The following is a 23,997-nucleotide window of genomic DNA, read 5'->3' as shown; positions in this document are numbered from 1 at the left end:
AGGAACTCTCTATGGGTAGAGACGATTCAGCATGCGTGGGAATGGGATCGTTTCACGCACATGATCCAGACCGCAAATCCATGCAATCGTACGCTCCAGACCCAAACCGAAGCCCGAGTGAGGAACTGTACCGTATTTGCGCAGATCCAAATACCAGCGATATGCCTCTTCCGAAAGCTCATGCTCAGCAAAACGTTTCTCCAAGAGTTCTGGATCATCAATCCGCTGGCTACCCCCGATGATTTCGCCGTAGCCTTCTGGTGCGATCATGTCCGCGCACAGAACCACTTCCGGACGTTCAGGGTGTGGCTTCATGTAGAAAGCTTTGATTTCGGTAGGATAATGAGTGATGAAAACAGGCTTGTCGAAGTGGTCCGCAATCATCGTCTCATCCGGTGCCCCAAAGTCGTCTCCCCATTTGATCTCGCTACCTTTTTCCTGCAACAGTTTGATCGCATCATCATAAGAGATGCGTGGGAACGACCCTGTTACATTTTGCAGTTTTGTGGTATCGCGCTCCAACGTTTTCAGTTCGCGCTCACAGTTTTTCAATACGGATTGTACCACATGAGAAACAAACGCTTCCTGAATACGCAGATTTTCTTCATGATCCACGAAAGCCATCTCCGGCTCGATCATCCAGAACTCGATCAAGTGACGACGTGTCTTGGATTTCTCGGCACGGAAAGTTGGACCGAAAGAGTAAACGCGGCCTAACGCCATAGCAACTGCTTCCATATAAAGCTGGCCGGACTGCGAGAGATACGCATCTTCCTCAAAATATTTGGTATGGAACAGATTGGTGGTACCTTCCGCAGAGGTCGGTGTCAAAATCGGTGGATCTACTTTTACGAAACCGTTCTCGTGGAAGAACTCATACATGGCGCGAATCACCTCGGAACGCACAGCCATGACTGCACGCTGACGTGGAGAACGCAGCCACAGGTGGCGATGGTCCATGAGGAAGTCAACACCGTGTTCCTTCAAGGAAATCGGATATTCCTGGGCGATCTGAATAATTTCCACACCTGTTACTGTCAGTTCGTAACCGCTTGGTGCGCGGTCATCCGCACGAACTACACCGGTTATGTAAAGTGAGCTTTCTTGTGTGAGCTGCGATGCATTCTCCCACACTTCTTCCGCTACTTCCGCTTTTACTACTACACCTTGGATGAAGCCGGAGCCGTCGCGGAGCTGCAAAAATTGAATCTTGCCGCTGCTGCGTTTGTTGTATAACCAGCATCCCAGGCGTACTTCTTGTCCAACATGCTGCCCGATTCGGGCAATCGTCGTCAACATTGAATGATTCCCTCCATTTACCATGCCACGCAAATACAGACTAAGTATACCTGATAATTATACTATTGGGGGCCTGCAAATTCAATGAAAGTCTCCTTGTATAATGTTAACCATAAATTTATTATGTAAACTAATGTACATTTGGGAGACCTGATCTCAACATCGGCCTCCCCGCTTCTGAATCATCCACTCGCCCCATTGTTGTTTCCTACCGAATTATTTATCATGCTCGATATCGCTATCGTATTCTTCACTACTTTCATAATAATCTTGCTCGAGATCATTTTCATCCGTATCTTCTTCATCTTCATCTTCATCCATGTCATCCTCGTCCATGTCCTCATCTTCCATGTCTTCATCGTCCGCATCTTCATAATCCGTATCTTCATCATCCGCGTCTTCATAATCCGTATCTTCATAATCCGTATCTTCATCATCCGCGTCTTCATAATCCGTGTCTTCATCATCGGTATCTTCATCATCGGTATCTTCGTCATCGGTATCTTCATCATCGGTATCTTCATCATCCATGTCTTCATCATCCATGTCTTGATCTTCCTCGATCTGATCTTCGTCGACTTCTTCTGTCTCCAGTTGCTCCCTCTCCGTTGACCATTCCAATATTTCGTGTGGGACACCTACTCCTTTTTCTCCAATCGCGATCCAGTGAATCACACCAGTCGCTTCTTGACCCTCTTGATTGCGAAACACGGTGATGATCGCTGAAGTCCTCTTGGTGTATTTGAGCGACGTATATATCCCCGGTTGATTTGTCATCGCCACCATACAATAATGTGTATCCGCATATGGCTGTGGCAAACGAACGGTCACATCTGTGGACTTGCTCGTGGCAGAAAGTCTGAATGGGACGAAACCGTATTGTTGAAAGGTTACTCCTACGTGATTATGCGTTTCAATGACCGGAAAGCTCAGCTTCTCAGCCGTAATCGACTCATTCTCAATGTGAAGCGTAGAGACAGCTTTGGGCGCAATTTTGGAACCGGTCACGGAGTCCTCTGCCAGTTTTTCCTGCGTAATGATCCGGTTTTGCAGATGCTGTTCTGTTATGCTTCTGGCGACAAGATGATTTCCTTTGAGCGTCCCCTCCATAATATGAGTTCCATCCAAGCTGCCTTTTATGACATGAGCACCATGAATCGAATGGCTATCTAGCTTGCTCGCATCAATGCTCTGGTCAGCTATTTTCTCTCGGGTGACACTGCCTTCCTGTAATTTTTCCTTGGAAATGGAGTTACCCTGGAGATGTTCATTTTGAATGATATGACTGTTGAGATGTGTAGACGATATTGCTTTTTCGGCGATCTTTTCCCCTGTGACGGCTGCTCTGCCCAGATGGCGTGTCTTGATCGCATCTTTGGCTATTTTGGGGGCTGTGATGACGGCATCTCCAATTTTGCTTGTCGTAATGCTTAGATCTGAAATTTTGTCTGTGGAAACAGATTCCGGCGCCAATTTTGAGGTGGTCACCAAGTGGTCATGCAGATGTTGCGTGTGGATGATGTATTCGCGTAGATGATTGCCCCCAATGAGTCTGTCAGCCAAATGATGTTCTTCTATAGATCTTCTTGCCAACTTTTCTGAACGAATGGACCCGTCAATCAGATGTCGTGAACTCACACTCTCGTCGAGTAAGTGTTTCTCTCCTACACTCTTGTTCGCCAATTTGTCGATAGTGACAGCCTTGTCGGCTATTTTGCCAGTGGTAACCTGCTGATCCCCAATTTTTTTGGACGTCAGCATCCCATCTTGCAAGTGGCTCGATAGGACACTGCCAGCTTGTAAATGTGTACTACCGATTGATTCTTTGGCGAGTTTTTCTGTCGTGACACTGTTGTTGCTCAAATGCTCAGTCGAAATCGCATTTGGCCCCACTTTATCACTGGTCACCGCTTCTGGCTGTAAATGCTGGCTGTAAATGGCCTGAAATGCGATGTGATGATTCGTGATGCTGCCAGCGCTAATATTACTGCCAGCTATTAGCTCTTCAGTGAGGTGATGACGGTAAATGGAGCCTTCACGGATATGTTGAGACTCAATTGCATCCTCGTCTATCTTCGTCGAAGTAACTGCTCCATCGCGTAATTTATCTCCTGTGACTGCTCCATCCTCAAGCTTCACTGTGTTGATCACATAATTGGCTAGGTTACTTGTTTGAATGGATCCCATTTTTATTTTTTCCGTGGTAATCGATTGATCCTGGATCAAGTCATTCGTAATGGCTTGATCCTGAATATGCTTACTCTGAATCGAGTGGTCGGCAAATTTCATGGAGTCGATGGTTTTATCAGCTAACTTCTCCGACGTAATGCTATGGTTGATCAATTTTTGCGCGGATATCGAATAATCCTGCAAATGCTCACCGTCTACGATTCCCCGCCCCAGATGATCCCTCAGTATCGCATGCGGTGCGATTTTGGTGGAGGTTACGCTCATGTCCGCGAGTTTGCTGCTGTCCACGGCATAATCCTTCAAAATCGAATTATCCACGGCGCCTTGCTTAATCTTGGATGAGTCAATGGCACGGTTCGCAATTTTTTCAGTGGTCACTGATTGATCTGTCAAGTCGTCTGTATAGACAAATGATTGGACACGATCATCATTTCGGTCTTTGATGACCTTCGAATAAAAGTTCGGATTGGCAGTTGAGCTTTGTTTGGAAGATGCATCCTGTTTGGAAGTTGTATCCTGTCTGGAATTTGAAACCTGTCTGGAATTTGAAACTTGTCTGGAAGTTGTATCCTGCTTGGAAGTTGTATCCTGCCTGGAAGTTGTATCCTGCCTAGAATTTGATACCTGTCTGGAAGTTGTATCCTGCCTAGAATTTGATACCTGTCTGGAAGTTGAATCCTGTCTGGAAAACGAGTCCTGTTTGGAGGATAGGTCCTGCTTGGGTACTTTGGGAATCGGTTGTTGTTGCTCTTTCGGTGTGGCAGCAGAGAGGGGAGGTATTCTCTGATCGCTCTCCAAATTACTTTCAAGCAGATTTAATTCGAGGTCTTCCATCCACTCCCGATCGGGTGATGATGTATATGAGAGCGGTAACTCGTGCATGGTCTGCCTAAAGGTTTTACTCAGACTTTTGTTTGCTTTTCGCCGGTTCACATTGGCCATAGGGTCTCCTTGCCTCCTGATTTCATTCCCGTATCACTCTTGTAGGATATTCATCCATTTCCCTATTTGGCACCGTGTCTACAAAATTGTTTCATCCTTATTGGCCTAAGTTTCCAGCCAACACAAAAAAACCTGCTTGGCCAACTCTCCCGTTGGCTAGCAGGTTCTTTATCTTCATTTATACAGCAACTTCTTCTTTTGTTTGTGACAAAAGCGTCCTGAATTCATCGCCTTGCAGAACTTCCGCTTCCATCAATGTGTACAAGCCTGTTTGGAATACGGAGTCATATTGTCTCAAAAGATTGCGAGTTTCTACGAGCAACCCATCCAGCAGACGCTCAACCTCATCATGAATACGACTCTTCTCCACGTATTGCAAATGTACAATCCCCAGATCCGACATACCGCTTTGTACAATTTCCTGTGCCATTCCCAGCGCTTGCTCGAAGTCATTCTTCGATCCAGTACTGCGTCCACCGTAGTAGATTTCCTCCGCTACGGCTCCTCCAAGGCTAACCATGATTTGCTTTTCCATCGCATCCTTGGTATACAAATAGCGGTCTTCCATTGGATTTTGTCGGACGTACCCTAGTGCTTTGCCACGTGGACTCAGCGTGACCTGCGAGACAGAGCCTGGTCGCACCATCTCACTGACAATGGCATGCCCCAATTCATGGAGCGCAACACGCTTCTTCTCTTCCTCTGATGCTTGTCGGTCTACTTTCTCTCCGAGCATGACCTTATCCACGGCATAAGCAAAATGCTTCGCAGTGATCTTGTCCAGTCGGTCACGCATGGCGTAAATAGCCGCTTCATTGGCTACACTTTCCAGCTGTGCGCCAGAAAAACCGAATGTCTCTTGTGCCACTTTTTCCAGTGTGACGTCTTCGCCAAGCGGTTTATTCGCCGTATGAATGGTCAAAATCTGCTCGCGTGCTGGCTTGTCTGGGAGATCAACGCTAATATGACGGTCAAAACGACCAGGACGCAACAACGCTGCGTCGAGCATGTCTTTCCGGTTCGTAGCTGCCATGACTAAAATCCGCGGCTTGTCGGTCGTAGCTACACCATCCATCTCCGTCAACAGTTGATTCAAGGTCTGATCGTATTCACGTTGCTGTTGACCGTCCCTTTTTCCACCGACGACATCGATCTCATCGATAAAAATAATCGCGCTGTCTTGCCCATTTTTCTCTGCCAATGTCTTCGCTTCTTGAAACAATTCACGAACGCGTTGTGCACCGACACCGACGTACATCTCTACAAACTGCGAACCTGATGCCGCCACAAAGGCAGAATTTGTATAGTTCGCTGCTGCTTTCGCCATCAGTGTCTTACCCGTACCAGGAGGACCTGTCAAAAGAACACCTTTGATCGGGCGAATCCCGTACTGCTCAATTTTGTCTTTATACACGAGAAAATCAAGCGATTCCTTCAGTTCTTTTTTAGCGCGTTCCTGTCCACCAATATCGGCAAACTGCACGTCCGATTTCGGCAGCTCATGCTTGTTTGCTTTTCTTTTCCCACCGAGGGCGACATTCCCGCCTTGTCCATTTTGCTGACGGATGAGCAGAAAGTAAATCGCCCCCAGTACGGCTCCGAACACCAAGAATGGCGTAATATTTACACCTAGAAAAACAAGAAAAATAAACAGTGCAGGTACGACGCCGATCAGTACTTCCTTACGCACGTGCCGTCACCTCTTTTTCAATGGAACGGGGGATGATGGTGTAGAAATCCGCCGTTCCTTTTTTCAAGTAAACATAAATGTTCTCGTCATCCATTAATGCAGATGCTTCGTCCAGCTGATTCCCCTTTTTCCATTGTTCCACGAGGGCTGGAATGCGGCTATATTCATGCAGTTCCACTGCTTCTGTAAACACAAATTGACCGCTCTGCCATATATCATTCATCGCTGTCGACTGATTGTCTATGTCAATGACCACTTCTTTTTCCCCTGCGATCTTTTGTGTTTCCTTTAGCAAATTGCGATATTCTGCTGGAAACGTGTCAGGCTTTGTAACAGTTACATCTATTTGAATTTTATCTTTGCTGATCTCCAAATTACCCAATGTGGCGGACTGCATTTGTCCAATTTCTGCACGGATTGGCTCCTCAATCTCCATCTTTTGATACAAGAACCATCCTCCGAACAGGAGTGCCAAGGTTGCCACCAAAGATAATCCAATTGCGCTCTTTTTCAACTGCACGGCTACTCCCCCCATAAATATCGTTCTCGTTTTCTCTCTCTGCAACGTCCCCAGTATATCATATGAGTATATCAATTTCTTATACAGATGTTGGATGGAATGCCAAACAGGCCTTCTCCCATAAGGAAAAGGCCTGTCGTCAAGCAAGCGTATTAGGTTGGCGCGAGCACGTATGAGGTTAACAAAGCACCTGTGAATAGATCATAGTGAATATAGTGAAAACGACCGTCTTTGTCTTTGACAGTGACTTCCCAAAATTTCTTATCGTTTTCGAGACCAGGAACCAAATGAGTGATCTCCGATTGCGGGAATGACTTGTAAACCGCCTCTTCTACATTCTTTTTAGGAACAGCTAGATCCATTCGATCGAAACTAACTTTCTGATCGGTCATCCATGCTACAACCTGTGTACCCGCCTTATTTTTCCCAATGACGACAGCGTAGCTCTCCTTGCCTCGATATTCATCAATGGATTCAATCTCCGTGATTGTCGTGCGATCCTGGACCCACTGACGAACGGTTTCCTCAAATTGATTACGCTCTCCTGCTACAGAAGCCGTCAGGTGATAGGCGAACCCAGCTCCCGTAAGTAAAATGACGGCTACGATTGATAGGATAATTCGTACTAACACAGCAAAGTAACTCCTTTACGTGGCTGACATTACAATCGGAATCGAAGCTGGTCTCTCTTCACTCCAACTGCCGTTTGCATTTGCAAATCCAGCTCCAGTTGGCGAAGCTGCCCCGTAGTTGACTCGTACCATAGTTGGTAATTGACTTTCATTCCCTCTGTTACGTTCGAAGACAAATCCTGAATAGGGAAGGATGGACCTAACCACATCGATAATAACGAAGAGACTTCCTCTGGTGGAACCGCTATCCGATATCCACTCCATCCTTGCCCTGCAGTATCTTCAAGGCGTTCAGGACTAACCGATTGCAAAACTCCCTTGAGCAATACTGCGTGCTCATGCGGGGTGAACATCGCATACGGCAGTGCGGCATGATCCTGTATCTGGCCATCAATTCGCACCGATACTGGTTGCCCATCTTTTCTGGCTATTTCAAGCTGGTGGCCACCGATTTCTCCTGTGAGCTGAAATTGCTCATTTTGATATCGCCCATGCAAGGTCTGATCCTGCATGTATACCAGAAATGAGCGTTCCTCGTCCTTCGTGATCTGCTCCAAAAGCTCCGCTACCGTCGTCGCTGTCTGCTCTGTTCCTGCTGTTTGTCTGACCGCAGCCGCAGTATCAGTGCTGTCTGTATTGGCTGATCGACTTACTGTCCCCAATACAATCCCAAGGAGAAATAGACCGAGTAGGATAGGAATGAGCCACCACAGCATTTTGGGCCGGATGTACATGTCGTCCCCCCTGTCCCATTTTTGTCTTTAGCCTATGCTATACGGGAAGGTTTTAGAACGACACGGAAAAGTTGCTAATCATACCTTAGGGTCGGGCGGTCATACTACATATACACCCCGAGGAGGTGAGCGCGTGACATCTTCGCAACAAACCACATCTCCTGACATACTTGGGTTTCTGTTACAGGAATACCGCGTCTCCTGGGCAGGATTGTCGTCTCCCTTGCGTCAATGGTCGCACACACCCACTCTTCATTTTCGCCATCATCTCCTGACAAAAGCTGTGGCAAAAATGAACAACGGAACGTCGTAGTATCCAATTCCCCTACCTACACCTACACTGCCTTACTCCTGTCCCCCACCTGACAGGAGCCTTTTACCGTTTTAACGTTTGGAATACGCGGTTTGCTTCATAAATCGCGCGCTCCTCATCGATGGTCAACAGCTTATGATTACGCATCAAGAATTTACCCGCTACAATCGTATCTTTCACATCGCGTCCATTTGCTGCGTACACCACGTGTGAAACCGGTTGGTGTGCCGGGTGGAAATGGGCTTGGTGGCTATCCAGCACGATCAAGTCAGCTTGCTTGCCTACTTCAATGCTTCCGAGTGTTTCCTCTTGGAATACCCCTTCTGCACCATAACGAGTAGCCATGCGAAGTGCTTCCTCTGCTGGAACCGCTACTGGATCGTTGTTCACACCTTTGTGTAGGATCGCAGCGAGTTTCAATTCCTCAAACAAATTCAAATTGTTGTTGCTTGCAGAGCTGTCGGTACCCAGGGACACGCTTACACCTTTTGCCAACATTTTAGGAACTGGCGCAACACCACTAGCCAGTTTTAGGTTGCTCACTACGTTATGAGAAACTCTTACGTTGTATTTTGCCAAAATGTCGATTTCTTCATCCGTCAGGTGAACAGCATGCGCGACGAGTGTTGGACGATTGAACATTCCCAGCTTTTCCAAATGCGCAACTGGACGAAGCCCGTAGTCCTTCTCGTTTTGACCGACTTCCCAAGCAGTTTCAGACATATGAATATGAAGCGGCAAGGAAAGCTCATCGGCTTTTTCGATAATTTGGGTAATAAATTCTGGCGAGCACGTGTACGGCGCATGCGGTGCCATCATGACGGTAATACGCCCGTCTGCCTGATTATGCCATTCTTTTGCAAAAAGAGTCGCGTCTTTCAGCTTTGTTTGACGTTCTTCTTCGGAGCACAGACCAATCATCCCTCTGCAAAGGCGAGCACGCATTCCAGCAGTATCGACTTCCTTCGCCACGACATCCATATGATCATACATATCCACAAACGTAGTGGTACCGGTACGAATCATCTCGATAAGCGACAGCTGGGTACCCCATTTTACTGTGTCTCCCGTGAATTGCGCCTCCAATGGCCACATTTTGTCTTCAAGCCATTGTTGCAGCGGCAAATCATCTGCATAACCGCGTAGGAGGGACATACCAGCATGTCCATGCGTGTTGATTAAGCCAGGCAGTATGTAATCACCTTTTTGATCGATGACTTCATCGTATCCCGCTTCCGACAGGTCCTCAGGAGTTGGGCCCACATACGTAATCTTGTTGCCTTCGAATGCTACGGCACCATCGTAAATGACTTCATTCGTATCGTTAACGGTAATGACTGTTGCGTGAATGAGGATCGTCTTTTTCATAGTATACACTCCATTCTTACGTCAAATAGTAGGCCAAGCTTTGCAGGTTGGACGTCACATCCGCATAGTGAATGCGAACATCTTTTCCTGCGCGAATCGTCGTAGGGGCAAAATTCAAGATCCCCCTGATACCCGCTTGAGTCAACTGATCACATACGGATTGCGCTGCAGGTGCCGGTACCGTAATAATCGCCAGCTTGATTTGCTTGTCGACGACTGTTTCTTCCAGCTCTGATAAAGGCTGAATGGGTATACCTGCGACTTTTTTGCCCTGCTTCTCTGGATTATTGTCAAAGATGGCCGCAATCCGCATGTTATCTTTCAAATAAGCGTTGTAGTTACTAATGGCATGGCCCAAATGCCCAGCTCCGACCAAAGCGACACGGATTTCATCCGTTAGCTTCAGAATTTCACGGATTTTTTCCACCAGATAATCGACATCATAGCCGATTCCCTTTTTTCCAAAATCACCAAAAGCTGCAAGATCCTTTCTGATTTGGGCAGGATTCACATCAAGATTCTTGCCCATCTGTTGGGAGGAAACGGTGGTCACCTCAACTTGCTGCAAATAACTGAGGTAACGCAGATAAATCGGCAAACGACGGACGACCGCTTCTGAAATCTTTTCGTGTTTTGCCACGTTCGGTCTTCCCCCCTAATTCTTTTGCTTCAAAATCCGATATTCTTTTCCATTCGATAAAATGGTAATGGAACCGTCGTCGCTGGTAACGTATGTCTCGGCCCATGACTCACCCAAGCGCTCCATGACTTCCGTCTGACCGTCTTTCATTTGATCCCGTGATCGGCCTGTCTGAATAATGGCGACCTGTGGATCGACTTGCGTCAGAAACGGTTGCGAAGAGCCTTGATTGCTCCCCTGACCTGCTACCTTTAGCACTTCCGCCTTCAGTCTGTCATTTTTCCGTTCCAACAGTCGCTCTTCTGCTTTTTCATTCACGGCGCTCATAAATAAAAATCGCAATTGACCGTGCGTCAATCGAAAAACGAGAGAATTGTTCTGAGGCGATAAAAATAACGGTTCATCCGGGAGCAAAACTTCCATGGAGATTTCTTGGTCAAGAGTGAGTACTTGTCCTTGCTCTGCTTCCATCTGTTTTTGGTTGGAGCGAAGCAGCGCGACATGGCGAAGCGATGATGCGATCAGTTTGGGCAAAATGACGGCATCTACAAGCACTTGCTGGCTCAATGAAGCGTAGCCTCCCATATGCTCAGGCTGGTCGTTCGTCAACACGACATAGTCGAGCCGTGTGATCTTGAGCTCTGCCAAGCGTGCCGAGAGAACGGGCCAATCATCTGCCGTACCCGTATCAATCAGCATCGTTTTGCCGCCTGGCATTCTCAAAAGTGTACTCTCACCATGCGGAAGTGCCAAGTAGGTGATAATGAGACCCGAAAATTCCTGCTCTGTCTCTGTTTCAAACGGGTCATCTATCTTCACTGCTGCTTCTTGCAAATACAAATGGCTATCAATCGAGCATGCGCAAAGGAAAATCGCACTAAGAACTACAATCCACCAACGCCACTCTTTTTTCCATAACATTTATTTTATCACCTTAATCCCTATGAGACTATTGCTTCATTTTATGAATCTGACAGGGATTGCATACTAAGGAATGGCTCTATACGTTCTCGAAGCGTTGGCCATGGACCGCTTTCGATCTGAAATGGCGGCAAAGATTGAAGGAATGAGCGTCCATATCTCGACTCAACCACACGCGTGTCAAGAACGATCACGACCCCACGATCCAAGTGGTGGCGAATTAATCGACCCACCCCTTGTTTAAATTGCAGAACGGCTTGTGGAAGAGACAAGGACATAAAAGCGTTTTTTCCTTCTGTCTTCAAAAGCTCGGCCCTTCCTTGATACACAGGATGATTGGGTGGAGCAAACGGGAGGCGAACAATGACTAAACTGCTCAGCCATTCCCCCTGGATATCGACACCTTCCCAGAAGCTGCTCGTCCCAAGCAGGACACTTCTCTCCATGCTTCGAAACAAACGAACCAGCTTGCTCCGATTATTGCTATCGATTCCGTGACCGAATAGCGTATATGGTTCTGGAGCATCCGCAAGCCGTTCCTTCATCGCTTGGTAAACAAGTCGAAGCATCGAGTGGGAGGTGAATAGAATCAGCGTCCTTCCTTTCGAAGCCAGTACCACATCAACACACCCTTGAATGACCGCCTCCAAATACGTGTGGTCACTCTCTTTGCCTGGTGCGGGGAAATCAGATGGAATCAACAGTAATCCCTGCTCTTCATAATGAAAAGGCGATGGCAGTGACAAGGTACGCACTCGTTCCTCGGGCAGTTGGTCGAGACCAAACTGGCTTTTGATGTAGGAGAAGCTGTTTTTGACCGTCAGAGTGGCTGATGTCAAGATCAGACTCCGCTTCTGCGCGAAAAGCGGTTCTGCCAGTGAGTCGGCAACCTTCAAGAGTGCTGCTGACAAATGAACTTGCTTGCGAGCTGTACGGGACTCTACTTCCATCCAATATACATACTCGCCATCCTGCTCAAGTAAAAAGAAGTGAAGCAGCTCCACAACATTTTGCCAGTCTTTGATGAGACCGAATAAATCTGTCAGTAGACTGCGTACGACAAATGGTGGCTTTTCCTCTTGCGGAGTCGTTCGCAAAAGCTGCTCGATGCCCGCTGCGTATGCAGTCATCCCTTCTATCAGCTTTTTGGTTACTTTACGTATCTTCTCGTGCTTACCTACAAATGATTCGACCCGATAACGTACTGTCTCACGTCCGGCGTCCGTCGTCTCCTCCGCACGGTCTGATGCCCATGCATACAAGAGCTGTGTCCATTGCTGCGCTTTCTCACGTAAGGCAGCGGACTGTTTTCTCAACTCCAGAAGCTTTGTGGCGACATCTTCTTCAACCGCAGGCATCCAGCTTTGCAGCTCTTCTGCGAAGCGGGAAATTGCCCCACTCTCTTCAACTGATGCACGATCTAACAAGAAAAGAAGCTGCGTGGTTGAAAACTGTTTGCCTAAATGCTGTGTCGCGGCATCCTCCAAATGATGGGCCTCGTCGACGATGGCAACTTCATACGGAGGGAGGATTCTATTTTCCGCTTGCAAGTCGCTGATGAAAAGGGCGTGATTGACGATGAGTACATCGACATCGCGAGCCCGTTCCTTCGCCTGAAAATAGTAACAGCGACTAAACCAGGGACAAGCCCGATTCAAACAAGAGCTCGTGTCACTTTTTACCTGTTGCCACAGCAGTTGGCCACTCGGAGGCATGCTCAGCTCTTCCACGTCACCGGTTACGGTTTGCGTGAGCCACGTCAGCATCTGTCCTTTGACCAAGCGCATTTCTTGGCTGCTTCCTTCTACAGGCTCGTCCACAGCTTGTTCAAATTTACGCAAGCACAAGTAGTTTCCTCTGCCTTTTAGCGTCGAAGCTGTAAAGGAAAACGGCAGAGACTCCTGCAAGGTAGCGATTTCCTTATGGAATAACTGTTCCTGCAATTGAATGGTATTGGTACTGACCACCAGCTGCTGCTGATTGTGATGAGCCCAAATGATCCCCGGTAAGAGATAGGCTAATGATTTTCCCGTACCTGTCCCTGCCTCTACCAATAAATGGGCACCATCCTCCATGGCCTCATAGACCGCATGCATCATCGCTTCCTGAGCATCCCGGCGTTGATATCCCGACATTTTCGCCTGCATGTGCCCGTTTTCGCCCAAGACATCCTCGAGCTGGTCAGCAAACACTTTGGTCACTGTCGCATCGACATGGGAACGTTTTAGCGAGGCTGTTAATTTTTCTTCTCGCTTCCGAAGGGCCAGCTGGCGATAAACATCCCACATGTCTGAGGAATCCTTTTTGGTTGGCGTTCCATCCAGCTCTGGCAGCTCTATGAGCTTTTCCATCTCGATCTGACGTAAAAGAACCTCGATATCAGAGCGAAACGAAGAAACGAGCATCTGCAGGCGCTGGATGGTCACGAGAGGCAGTCTCTTTAAAATATCCAGCAAGTGGAGAAACAGCTGCGCCGTTGCGAGTGCATCGCTATCTGCTTGATGGGGATTATCGTGCTCGATTTCCAGCTCAGACGCCAGTTCTCCGAGTCTGTAGCTATTTTGCATCGGCAACAGAACACGGGATAGCTCCACTGTATCAAGTACGTAGCCGTCAAACGCATAATAGCCCTGGCTCAGCAGGGCTTCTTGTAAAAATTGGAGATCAAAGCTTGCATTATGTGCAACAAAAGCTCGTCCGTCCAATAAACGCAAGAAATCTGGAAACACTTCTTCCAAGGAAGGAGCATCTGCAACCATCTCATTGGTAATTCCTGTTAATTGGGTAATAAATGGGGGAATATCCTGGCCTGGATGAATCAGGGTGGAAAAACTCTCGGTAATCTGCCCATCATCGATTGCGACGGCACCAATCTGAATGATGCTGTCCCCTTGGCGTGGATGGCTTCCCGTCGTCTCAAAATCTACAACTAGTAATCGATTCAAACGTTGTCACCTCGTAACCTGGGCGGAAACATTCAATCCGCACCCATTCACATTCGGCAACGATGGGAAATATTCCTGCTCTCCTGTACATTTAAGGCTGTACGAGCTCGGTTTGCATTTCTGATTGACCGAGCTTGCTTGCGCATAATTGCAGATAGATGGGGATTTCCCATAACTGTTCTGCGAATGGCAATGCCCGTTGAAAATATTGTTCAGCTAGGCGCCAATTTTCTTCCACAACCGCGATTCTTCCCAGATGAAAATACCCTAACGAACGTACATATGGCTCAGCGTCGTCCAGGAAATACTTTGCCAACCGTTTTGCTTCTTGTGTATCCCCCAGCTTTTCGTATGCGGAAATCATCCCGGATTGTCCGAGGCGATTGTCTCGGTTTTTCTCCAGCATGATCCGAAACGCTTTGATTGCGTCCTCTACCCTTCCATCAAACAACAGCATCCATCCATAACTAAAAAGAAAGTCGTCATTTTCGGGTGCAAGACTGATGGCTTTTTTGACAAGCGTCAATGCCCGCTTCGTACCTGCAATGAGCCACGTATTCCAGGCCAAGCCATGCCACGTCCACCCATCTTTTGGGGAACGCTCCGTCAAAAAGTGATAGCAAATTTGTGCCCGGTGATAATTGCCCACTGTTTCGTATAAAGAGGCCATTTCCTGAAGAGTATCGCTGTCCAAATCGCGCGTCGGCAGTTGCAAGCCTTTAGGCGGGCTCCATTCCACCGTCTGGTCCATCGTATGCAGTAATTTGGCAGCACGCAGCCATAGCATCTGCGCTTCCCAATCGTGCTCGTTTTTTTCTAGATACGGTTCCAATTCGTCCAAAGCTTCCTGTGCATCGCCATCTCTTAAATAGCATAGCACGAGGTTGTATTTGGCTTCTTCCTGTTCTGGCTTGATTTCGAGAGACGTCTTAAAAGCTTGCACCGCCTCTAACCATTGCTCCTCTTCAGCCAGAATGCAACCGATGGCATTAAAGCTGATGGCAACAACGGTAGGTGAGCTTGCTGTCCTGCCGAGAAGACGGAATTCCCGAAAGGCCAATTCATTCTCCTCGCACAAAAGGAGACTGTAGGCGTAGTACAGGCGTCCACTTTCCCAGTCTGGCGATTTTTGGACTAATTCTGCAAAACACTTTTTCGCGTCTTGGAACATCCGCAAATGATAAAAGCCTTCCCCTCGACGAAAAATCGGCTCGTATGGATTCGTTTCAACGGCCTTTGGTGATTTTGTATTCACCTTCGACTGATCCGTCTTTTTCTCTTCCACTGGAAGCTGGCCTTCCATTTCCTTGATGTTACGAATCGCATTCGATAATTTTTCTTCGAATTGCAGCCACAGGTCTACGACTGTATCACTTACTTGGCGCAATTGAAACAATTGTTCCGCGAGCTGAAGACGCTCTTGTTCAGAAGCCCCCTGCCACTTCTCTTCAATCGACTGCGCTTTGGTACGAAGCGTATGAAACCAGTCCTCGATTTTCACAAGAAAAGCCACCCCCTATGAGGCATGAGTACTTTCATTGTCTCACAAGGCAGGTGGCTCTATACAGGAACAGACAGATCGCTTACAGAATCGTCGCGTGCACTTCTTCAGCAATCAATTCTTTGATCTGATTTTTTTCATCCATGATGGCGACACGTGGCTTATAAGTTCTCGCCTCTTCATCCGTCATCATCGCATAGGCAATAATAATGACGATATCGCCCTCTTGAACGAGACGTGCAGCTGCTCCGTTCAAGCAAATGACGCCACTGCCTGGAGCCCCTTCGATGACGTATGTTTCCAGACGCGCTCCGTTGTTGTTATTGACGATTTGTACTTTTTCATTTGGCAAAATATCCAGTGCATCCAACAAATTTTTGTCGATGGTAATACTGCCCACATAGTTCAAGTTTGCTTCAGTTACCGTTGCGCGATGGATTTTTGCTTTCATCATGGTGCGGAACACTAAGAATTCCTCCCTTATCTCTACTTGATGGATGTAATCGTATTGTCAATCAGACGCGTTTTGCCAAAACGAGCAGCTAACGCGATGATGATCGTTTGACCTGCCGTTTCCTGCTCGACGGGTGTGAGCTCTGGATAGCTCAAAATTTCCACATAATCAATCTCAGCCAGCGGCTTCTCGGAAATCATTTGCGTGATTCGATCCTTGATCTCAGTAAGAGGCCTGTCCTCACCCAGCCATTCTTCTGCTTGCTTCAGGCTTTGTGATAACACGAGTGCTTGTGCTCGCTCATCCGCTGACAAGTATACATTCCGAGAGCTCATGGCAAGACCATCCGCTTCGCGGACAATCGGGCATGGAACGATTTGTACTGGCATCGACAAGTCGTGGACCATTTGCGTCACAACTGCTACTTGCTGGGCATCCTTTTGTCCGAAAAAGGCGTAATCGGGCTGGACAATTTGAAACAATTTATTGACGACAGTCGATACGCCATCAAAATGACCCGGACGAGAAGCTCCACACAATGGAGTCGTCACATTTGCCACTGAAATATTGGTCAGCATCGGTTTCGGATACATCTCGCTGACTTCCGGGGTAAACAGGAGGTCCACCCCCGCTTCTTCCGCCATTTTACTATCCCGTTCGATATCACGCGGATAGCGCTCAAAGTCCTCATTCGGCCCGAATTGCAGCGGGTTTACGAAAATGCTCATCACAACCAAATCGCATACTTCACGAGCAGCTTTTACCAAGCTGAGATGACCTTCATGCAAAAAACCCATGGTCGGTACCATTCCGATCGTTTTGCCTTGCCGACGTGCTTCTTTTATATGAACGCGCATCTCTTCAATGGTGGAGACTTGCTGCATCATTGTTTGCATCATGACTGCTTCACTCCTTCCCCGTACAATTCCTTGATGGTTTCTTCAGAGGCATGGAAGACATGCTCTGGTCCTGGGAAGCTTCTTGCTTCGACTTCTTTGTTATAGATCTCAACTGCTTCACGGATGGTTTCACCAATGTTTGCGTACCGCTTCACGAATTTCGGTGTGATATCCGATGCGTAGCCGACCATATCATGGAACACCAGCACTTGCCCATCACAAGTTGCACCCGCTCCGATTCCGATCACAGCGATGTCCAGCTTGTTTGCAATCATGCCTGCGACCTCTTCCGGAACACATTCCAGCACAATGGCGAATGCACCCGCTTCTTGAATCGCAAGGGCCTCATCCAACAATTTTTTGGCTGCCTCCAGATCTCTTCCTTGTACTTTATAACCGCCTAATTGATGTACCGATTGCGGAGTAAGTCCAATATGTCCAACGACAGGGATGCCTGCTTGTACACAGCGTGTTATGATTGGGACCAGTTCACGGCCCCCTTCCATTTTGACCGCCTTGGCCAGCCCTTCTTGCATTAGTCTGCCCGCGTTTTTCACTGCTTCCTCAACTGTTCCGTGATAACTGAGAAAAGGCAGGTCTGTCACGACAAATGCACGCTTGGCCCCTCTCGTTACTGCTTTCGTATGGTGTAGCATATCCTCCATCGTAACAGGGATGGTGGAGTCATAACCCAGTACGACCATTCCCAATGAATCACCAACCAGAATCATATCAGCGCCAGCTTCATCCACTAATTTGGCTGACGGATAGTCATAGGCGGTCACCATGGTAATCGGGGTTCGCGTTTCTTTTTTCTTGCGGATACTCGAAGTCGTAATAGGTCTGTCGTGTGTTGCCATTGTTCATTTCTCCTCTTTCGCATCAAGCCCGTGGATCGTGTGAGGAATAAAAAAACCTTCTCGCGTCAATCGGGAGAAGGTTGTCCATGTCAAAAAGACATTTGCGTCCAACGGATTCCTTCTGTCTCGGTCCACACAGGCTCTGAGCAGATTTTTGTCCTTACACGTATTGCTTTAAGATTACACGATAGATACAAAAATACTCCGGGAGTACCGTTCACGAGGTGATACAGCCTCCAAATTGGAGTATAGCAAATGATTTAATCATTTGCACGATAATTGACATCAGCCGAATAAACTTTGTGGATCTGTCCCGCCTGATCCTCTACCTTGAGTACGCCTTCCTCATCCAAGCCAACGGCACGACCTTCAAACTGTTGTGAAATCGTCTGGAGGGACACCCATTTGCCAATGGTGTACGAATGATCCTCCCACTCTTGTTTTACACGCTCGAAGCCAGCCTGCAAATAGTGATCGTACTCTTCTTCAAAAATTCGGCAGAGTCGTTGGATAAACGAAACGCGCTTGAGTGGCTCGCCAGATTCAATACGAAGCGAAGTCGCAATCTGTGCCAGTTCTGACGGGAAATCTGACTCGACACTGTTGGCATTGAGTCCTATTCCGATAACTAAATAATTGACTCGATCAGATTCAGCATTTAGCTCTGTCAAAATCCCGCATACTTTTTTATCGCCGACAAAAATATCGTTCGGCCATTTGATTTTAACAGGCAACCCAGTCTCTTCCCGGATCGTTGTGGCTACAGCAACTGCCGTTAACAACGTCATCTGAGGTGTCTTCGGTAACGGAATCGCAGGTCGAATGATCAAGCTCATCCAAATCCCCGTTCCTTTTGCAGAATGCCACGGGCGGCCGAGTCTGCCTTTCCCACCTGTTTGCAGCTCTGCCAGCACAATCGTACCTTCTACTGCTCCTTTTGCCGCAGCCTCGTGTGCGAGTGGCTGTGTAGATACCACCTCATCGTAAGCAATGACATTTTGACCGATCCGATTCGTTTCCAGTCCAGCCATGATTTCTGCTGCTGACAAGCGATCAGGGGCAACCAGCAGGCGATACCCCGATTTGCGTACCGCCTCTACCTCGTAACCATCCCGGCGCAGCTCTTCGATATGCTTCCAAACCGCCGTCCTAGAGCAACCACATGTTTGGCTTAATTCTTCACCAGAGATGAAACTACCGGGCTGGTCACGGAATGCTTGAAGGATGACTTGCTTAATGTTCATCTTGTGCAACCTCTTTCTTTGCAACTTCGACGAGTGCTTCTGGTGTATTTGGTAAACCGTGCAGAGCTGTTTGTCTAAGTAACGATTCCAAGACGCGGAAAATCCACTCGCCTGGCTTTTTCTGAATCGCTACTTGCAGGTCGAGCCCCGTGATTGCCAAATCCTTGATGGTTTTGACAGGCATGTTTTCGTATTGATCGAGGAGTGCTTGCATCGAAAACGATTGCCTCTCCTTCCACCAACACGCTTGCAATAAAAGGAAGAACTCGTTGCACGTGTCCAAACCGACTTCAAGCAACAGTGGCCCCCACTCAATCGGTTGAGGGACATCCCATTGTGGCTGCAATCGCGTCAGAAGTTCAACCAAACAACAAATTGCTTCTGTTTCGCGCTTGGACATTTTGAGAAATTGGCATACTTCACGCGATTGCACAGGTGAATAATTCGCCGCAAATAGTAGCAACGACCATTTTTGCGTCACGGTTTGCAAATGATGCAACCGCCAGACATGCTCATTTGAGAGGACGAACAGTTTTTCTACCTCAGGGGCATAAGCCATGAGTCTCGTTTCATTCAACAGCTGACAACCTACCTCTGGGGCTTTGCTGTCGAGTGTTTTATTCAGCTCTTCCCTTATGCGCTCCACAGCAATATGAGCTAACAAAGGCGCAGTCTGTTTCATAGCAAGCATAGTCTGGTCTTCTATCGCAAAACCTAACTGGGAAGCAAAGCGCACACCTCGTAATAGCCGAAGGGCATCCTCCTGAAATCTCTCAAGCGGAATGCCTACAGCCCGAACCAGGCGAAGCTGCATATCCTCTCGTCCACCGAACGGGTCGTGCAATACTTGATGACGATCCATCGCCATTGCGTTCATCGTAAAATCTCGTCGCTCCAGATCGAGCCGAAGTTCTGAAACGAACTGAACTTCAGCGGGTCGACGGTAATCTTCATATTTTCCTTCCGTCCGAAACGTGGTTACTTCGAACATCTGCCCCTCTACTTTTACAGACACAGTACCGTGTTTCAGACCAGTCGGGACATGATCGGGAAACAATCGGATGACGTCGCCGGGATGGGCATTCGTACATATATCTATATCATGAACAGGTCGTTGTAAAAGCCAATCGCGGACGCAACCACCTACATAGTAAGCTTCGAAGCCGTGTTCCTCCAATCTGTCGAGAACACGCTTTGCCAATTCTATCGCCAATCCAATCCCCCCTTTCTGGTTTGCTCCGCCTGATCTAGACAAGGAGGCGTTTTCATGAGAGTTTTGTATGGATTGTTTATTTTTATATCCAAGATGCATCAATTAGCGAAAAGCTCAATCTTGCGTTCAAAAGCTTAGTTTTACACCGGATTGCTTGCCAGCAAGTTGGCGTAAAGTGCTTCATACTGAGAGGCGATCGTTTCGTGACAAAACGTTTTGCAGGATCGCTCGATGCTATTCGCGGAGAATTCGCGGTATAGCTCTTCGTTTTGCAAGAGACGTATCGTTTCTTTCGCCATGCCTTCAACGTCCCCAATTGGACGCAAGAAGCCGTTCACACCATCTAGGACGACTTCGGGCAAGCCTCCTGCCACTGTAGCGACGACAGGCACACCGCAAGCCATTGCTTCCAATGCGACGAGTCCGAAGCTTTCCTTTTCTGATGGAAGCAGCATGATGTCTGCCATCGACAATACCTCAGCGACGTCTTCTTGCTTGCCGAGGAAGCAAACATCGTCACTCAGACCGAGCTCAGCGATCATCTTGCGGACCAGACCCATTTCGGGACCTTCACCAATGAGGATCAGTCTGGATGGCACTTCTTCACGTACACGCGAAAATATTTCAATCACATCCGGCACTCGTTTGACCGGACGGAAATTAGAAATGTGCATAAGAATTTTTTCACCATTCGGTGCAAATACCTTTTTCAGCTTCGTAACCTCTTTCGGGTAATAACGCCGCTTGTCTACGAAGTTGTACACAGGAACAATTTCTTTTTCAACATGTAGCAGCTCTTGTGTTTGCCTGATCAAATCATGGGACACCGCTGTTACCAAATCGCTTCGCTCAATGCCGAAGCGGATCATATCACTCAAATTCGAGTCATACCCCAGAACAGTAATATCCGTCCCGTGCAAGGTGGTCACAATTTTCAAATGATCCCCTACCATTTGCTTGGCAAGGAACGCGCACAACGCATGTGGCACAGCATAATGCACATGTAATAAGTCCAGGTTTTCATTTTTCGCCACTTGTGCCATTCGGTTCGCCAAGGTCAAATCATAAGGTGGATATTTAAAAACATCATAGTTGTTCACTTCTACTTCATGATAAAAAATGTTCGGGTGAAACGCACCTAAGCGAAATGGCATTCCACCTGTGATGAAATGGACTTGATGTCCTCGCTCGGCCAATAGCTTGCCCAGCTCTGTGGCTACTACACCCGATCCGCCCAATGACGGATAGCAAGTAATCCCGATCTTCATACAGTGTCACTCCTTCTCACAAGCTCTTTAATACATACGGAGCTGCACTGACAAATCCTTCTGCGTAGGCTACACCAACCTGCTGACCAAACAGTCGCTCTCGATACTCGACAGATTCCAGATACCCGTTGGTAAGCGGTGTTTGAACGCCACCTTCTTCTAGCTCAAACTGACTACGGTAGCAACGCAGCGCCTCCATTTTTTGCGGATAAACAGCGGTGATATCCACGACAACCTGAGGCGTGACAGTCGAATTAATGAAATAGTAAAGGAATTGCGAAGGTCGATAGGCAGGCAAAGAAGGCTCTGGCAAATACTTGCGGATGCCCGCATTAAACACCGCCTCTCGAACGATTCGACTTACACTTTCGTGATCTGGATGACGATCCGCGAAATAAGGCGCAAGCACAATGGCTGGACGAGTTTCGCGAATGAGCTTGACGACACGTTCAATCGCACTTTCTCTGACTGCTTCCAAGCCACGATCAGGCAGGCCAAAGTTATAGCGAGCAGCCACTCCCATCACTTGGTCAGCTGCAGTCGCTTCTTGCTGCCTTCTTTCAACCGTTCCATTCGAAGACAATTCAGCATAGGTCAAGTCGAGAATCCCCACGCGCTTTCCCTGTTTAGCAGCCAAGATCAGACTGCCTGCCGCACCGATCTCGACATCGTCAGGATGAGCGCCGATTGCCAAAATATCGAGTGAACTCATACTTCATTCTCCTCATGCACCACTTCACGCCAATCCAGTTGTCCCAGTTCCAAAGCCTTCAGCATGATTTCTGCCGAACCGAGATTGGTGGCAAACGGTATCTTGTGCACATCACACAGTCGAAGCAGTGCGATAATATCAGGCTCATGTGGTTGAGAGGTAAGCGGATCACGCAAAAAGATAATCAAATCCATCTCATTGCGGGCGATCATCGCACCGATTTGTTGATCGCCTCCTAATGGCCCTGACAGAAATCGGGTTAGGGACAGCGACGTAGCTTCCATGATTCGCGACCCAGTTGTTCCTGTGGCATACAGGTCATGTTTTGCCAAAATGGATTCATAGGCCATCGCTAGTTGCACAATCTGTTCTTTCATTCGATCATGGGCAATCAATGCAATTTTCAAGAAAACCTCTCCCTTTATGGCTGGGTATCGTGTGTATGTTAATCAAACGTTTAATCAATCAGATGTTCCAATCCGTAAATCAATCCGTTCATATTCATTACGGCTTTAATGGCCATATTCACGCCTGGCATGAAAGATTCCCGGTTAATCGAATCATGGCGAATAGACAGCGTTTGGCCTGTTGCACCAAACAAAACCTCCTGATGAGCAACCATACCTGGAAGACGGACACTGTGAATCCGGAATCCTTCGTAATCTGCTCCGCGAGCGCCTGGAATCGTTTCTACCTCTTCAGGATGCCCTTGCTTGAGCTCTTCCCGAACGGCTGCAATCATCTCAGCGGTCTTCAAAGCAGTTCCGCTTGGCGCATCCAGCTTGCGGTCATGATGCAACTCGATAATTTCCACATGCGGCATATATTTTGCTGCCATTGCGGAAAACTTCATACATAGAATCGCGCCGATCGCAAAATTCGGGGCAATGATAGCACCCAGTCCCGCTTCTTTATAGCGCGCAGTCATCTCTTGCAGCTGTTCTGCTGTCAGGCCCGTAGTTCCGACAACTGGTCTCACACCACGAGCCAAACAGAGCTCCATATGACAGTAAACCGTATGGGGTGTAGTAAAGTCGACCAGAACATCCGGCTTCATTTCGTCCAGTTGTTGATTGATTTTCTCTTCGCTCACACGCGTATCCAGATTGCCAGTAAAAACAAGTGAGGTATCCTGCGCTAGCATTTTCACTACCTCTTGCCCCATTCGACCATTTGCGCCTGCAACTGCTACACGAATTTCTTTAGTCATGCTGCTCGTTCTCCTCTATTCTCGTCCAGCGATCTTTATCGCGAGTATTAAACTTGTGCATAATACGATCAAACGCTTCCTGCAAATCGATTCCGAGCGAGTTTGCGAAACAAATCACGATGAAGAGTACGTCACCCAGCTCTTCCTCTACTGTTTTTTCGCCTTCGTCCTTTTTCTTCGGTTTTTCTCCATAAAAATGGTTAATCTCTCTGGCTAATTCCCCTACTTCTTCTGTCATTCTAGCCAGCATCGAAAGCGGAGAAAAATAACCTTCTTTAAATTGCGATATGTATTGATCAACTTCTTGCTGCATCTCTTGCATCGTCTTTTGCCGTTCCATCCGCCCACTCCTTTTTTCACAGTCTTCTCTCTTTCACCTATCGTACTAAAAAAGGCTTGGTTTGCCAAATCACAATACTTCGTCTTTCCAGCATATGGACAA

At 47.7% G+C, this 23,997-nt stretch carries 22 protein-coding genes; 1 reads left to right on the top strand and 21 read right to left on the bottom strand.

The annotated features are described in order from the left end of the window. Window positions 1–9: 9 nt before the first annotated feature. The 6 genes from asnS to HP398_RS01500 all read right to left on the bottom strand — a co-directional run bounded on the left by asnS (window position 10) and on the right by HP398_RS01500 (window position 8,007). Window positions 10–1,299 (bottom strand): asparagine--tRNA ligase, encoded by a 1,290-nt coding sequence (gene asnS / locus HP398_RS01525; protein WP_007723123.1) that lies wholly within the window; start codon window positions 1,297–1,299, stop codon window positions 10–12. Window positions 1,300–1,515: 216 nt separating this feature from the next. After that, window positions 1,516–4,431 (bottom strand): WIAG-tail domain, encoded by a 2,916-nt coding sequence (locus HP398_RS01520; protein WP_173621619.1) that lies wholly within the window; start codon window positions 4,429–4,431, stop codon window positions 1,516–1,518. A 178-nt stretch (window positions 4,432–4,609) separates the two neighbouring features. Next, on the bottom strand, window positions 4,610–6,121 hold the full coding sequence (locus tag HP398_RS01515; protein ID WP_173621618.1) for an AAA family ATPase: 1,512 nt from the start codon (window positions 6,119–6,121) through the stop codon (window positions 4,610–4,612). Beyond that, the gene (locus HP398_RS01510) at window positions 6,114–6,641 is read right to left on the bottom strand and encodes a hypothetical protein (protein WP_173621617.1); all 528 of its coding nucleotides are present in this window, start codon (window positions 6,639–6,641) and stop codon (window positions 6,114–6,116) included. The genes HP398_RS01515 and HP398_RS01510 overlap by 8 nt, the downstream gene beginning before the upstream one ends. Window positions 6,642–6,793: 152 nt before the next feature. Continuing rightward, complete coding sequence (locus HP398_RS01505) at window positions 6,794–7,273, bottom strand: cell wall elongation regulator TseB-like domain-containing protein (RefSeq protein ID WP_007723133.1); 480 nt, start codon at window positions 7,271–7,273, stop codon at window positions 6,794–6,796. 29 nt (window positions 7,274–7,302) lie between these two features. Continuing rightward, on the bottom strand, window positions 7,303–8,007 hold the full coding sequence (locus tag HP398_RS01500; protein ID WP_017248153.1) for a hypothetical protein: 705 nt from the start codon (window positions 8,005–8,007) through the stop codon (window positions 7,303–7,305). 133 nt (window positions 8,008–8,140) lie between these two features. Here HP398_RS01500 and HP398_RS01495 point away from each other — a divergent pair, with 133 nt between their 5' ends. Then, window positions 8,141–8,320 carry a hypothetical protein gene (locus HP398_RS01495; RefSeq protein ID WP_133257456.1) on the top strand — a complete coding sequence of 60 codons (180 nt, stop codon included), beginning with the start codon at window positions 8,141–8,143 and terminating at the stop codon, window positions 8,318–8,320. Between the two features lie 63 nt (window positions 8,321–8,383). Here HP398_RS01495 and HP398_RS01490 read toward each other — a convergent pair whose 3' ends face one another. The 15 genes from HP398_RS01490 to HP398_RS01420 all read right to left on the bottom strand — a co-directional run bounded on the left by HP398_RS01490 (window position 8,384) and on the right by HP398_RS01420 (window position 23,895). Beyond that, entirely contained in the window at window positions 8,384–9,688 is a 1,305-nt protein-coding gene (locus tag HP398_RS01490) for an amidohydrolase (protein WP_173621616.1), read from the bottom strand. Window positions 9,689–9,704: 16 nt separating this feature from the next. Beyond that, a complete protein-coding gene (locus tag HP398_RS01485; protein WP_017248151.1) occupies window positions 9,705–10,328 on the bottom strand; it encodes a redox-sensing transcriptional repressor Rex in 624 nt (207 codons plus the stop codon). 15 nt (window positions 10,329–10,343) lie between these two features. Continuing rightward, window positions 10,344–11,249, bottom strand: a complete 906-nt coding sequence (locus HP398_RS01480; RefSeq protein ID WP_017248150.1) for a ComEC/Rec2 family competence protein — start codon at window positions 11,247–11,249, stop codon at window positions 10,344–10,346. A gap of 41 nt (window positions 11,250–11,290) precedes the next feature. Then, the gene (gene dinG / locus HP398_RS01475; RefSeq protein ID WP_173621615.1) at window positions 11,291–14,194 is read right to left on the bottom strand and encodes an ATP-dependent DNA helicase DinG; all 2,904 of its coding nucleotides are present in this window, start codon (window positions 14,192–14,194) and stop codon (window positions 11,291–11,293) included. Between the two features lie 91 nt (window positions 14,195–14,285). Next, the gene (locus tag HP398_RS01470) at window positions 14,286–15,695 is read right to left on the bottom strand and encodes a tetratricopeptide repeat protein (protein ID WP_173621614.1); all 1,410 of its coding nucleotides are present in this window, start codon (window positions 15,693–15,695) and stop codon (window positions 14,286–14,288) included. 82 nt (window positions 15,696–15,777) lie between these two features. Then, complete coding sequence (panD, locus tag HP398_RS01465) at window positions 15,778–16,161, bottom strand: aspartate 1-decarboxylase (protein WP_007723146.1); 384 nt, start codon at window positions 16,159–16,161, stop codon at window positions 15,778–15,780. Window positions 16,162–16,181: 20 nt separating this feature from the next. Then, window positions 16,182–17,048, bottom strand: coding sequence for a pantoate--beta-alanine ligase (gene panC / locus HP398_RS01460; RefSeq protein WP_017248147.1), 867 nt, complete (start codon window positions 17,046–17,048; stop codon window positions 16,182–16,184). Continuing rightward, window positions 17,045–17,908 carry a 3-methyl-2-oxobutanoate hydroxymethyltransferase gene (gene panB / locus HP398_RS01455; protein WP_017248146.1) on the bottom strand — a complete coding sequence of 288 codons (864 nt, stop codon included), beginning with the start codon at window positions 17,906–17,908 and terminating at the stop codon, window positions 17,045–17,047. Before panB ends, panC begins: the two co-directional genes overlap by 4 nt. Window positions 17,909–18,168: 260 nt before the next feature. After that, window positions 18,169–19,152 carry a biotin--[acetyl-CoA-carboxylase] ligase gene (locus HP398_RS01450; RefSeq protein WP_173621613.1) on the bottom strand — a complete coding sequence of 328 codons (984 nt, stop codon included), beginning with the start codon at window positions 19,150–19,152 and terminating at the stop codon, window positions 18,169–18,171. Beyond that, the gene (locus HP398_RS01445) at window positions 19,142–20,365 is read right to left on the bottom strand and encodes a CCA tRNA nucleotidyltransferase (protein ID WP_017248144.1); all 1,224 of its coding nucleotides are present in this window, start codon (window positions 20,363–20,365) and stop codon (window positions 19,142–19,144) included. The genes HP398_RS01450 and HP398_RS01445 overlap by 11 nt, the downstream gene beginning before the upstream one ends. A gap of 140 nt (window positions 20,366–20,505) precedes the next feature. Further along, window positions 20,506–21,633, bottom strand: coding sequence for an N-acetyl-alpha-D-glucosaminyl L-malate synthase BshA (gene bshA, locus HP398_RS01440; protein ID WP_017248143.1), 1,128 nt, complete (start codon window positions 21,631–21,633; stop codon window positions 20,506–20,508). 16 nt (window positions 21,634–21,649) lie between these two features. Continuing rightward, the gene (bshB1, locus tag HP398_RS01435) at window positions 21,650–22,345 is read right to left on the bottom strand and encodes a bacillithiol biosynthesis deacetylase BshB1 (protein WP_017248142.1); all 696 of its coding nucleotides are present in this window, start codon (window positions 22,343–22,345) and stop codon (window positions 21,650–21,652) included. Further along, the gene (locus tag HP398_RS01430) at window positions 22,342–22,752 is read right to left on the bottom strand and encodes a methylglyoxal synthase (protein WP_017248141.1); all 411 of its coding nucleotides are present in this window, start codon (window positions 22,750–22,752) and stop codon (window positions 22,342–22,344) included. The genes bshB1 and HP398_RS01430 overlap by 4 nt, the downstream gene beginning before the upstream one ends. 50 nt (window positions 22,753–22,802) lie before the next feature. Beyond that, window positions 22,803–23,555, bottom strand: a complete 753-nt coding sequence (gene dapB / locus HP398_RS01425) for a 4-hydroxy-tetrahydrodipicolinate reductase (protein ID WP_173621612.1) — start codon at window positions 23,553–23,555, stop codon at window positions 22,803–22,805. Then, window positions 23,548–23,895 (bottom strand): nucleotide pyrophosphohydrolase, encoded by a 348-nt coding sequence (locus tag HP398_RS01420; RefSeq protein ID WP_016740047.1) that lies wholly within the window; start codon window positions 23,893–23,895, stop codon window positions 23,548–23,550. The genes dapB and HP398_RS01420 overlap by 8 nt, the downstream gene beginning before the upstream one ends. Between the last annotated feature and the right edge of the window lie 102 nt (window positions 23,896–23,997).

The sequence above is a fragment of the Brevibacillus sp. HB1.4B genome, assembly GCF_013284285.1.
Classification (GTDB): domain Bacteria; phylum Bacillota; class Bacilli; order Brevibacillales; family Brevibacillaceae; genus Brevibacillus; species Brevibacillus porteri.
Note: the sequence above shows the minus strand (reverse complement) of the source record. Positions and strands in the feature narration are given on the sequence as shown.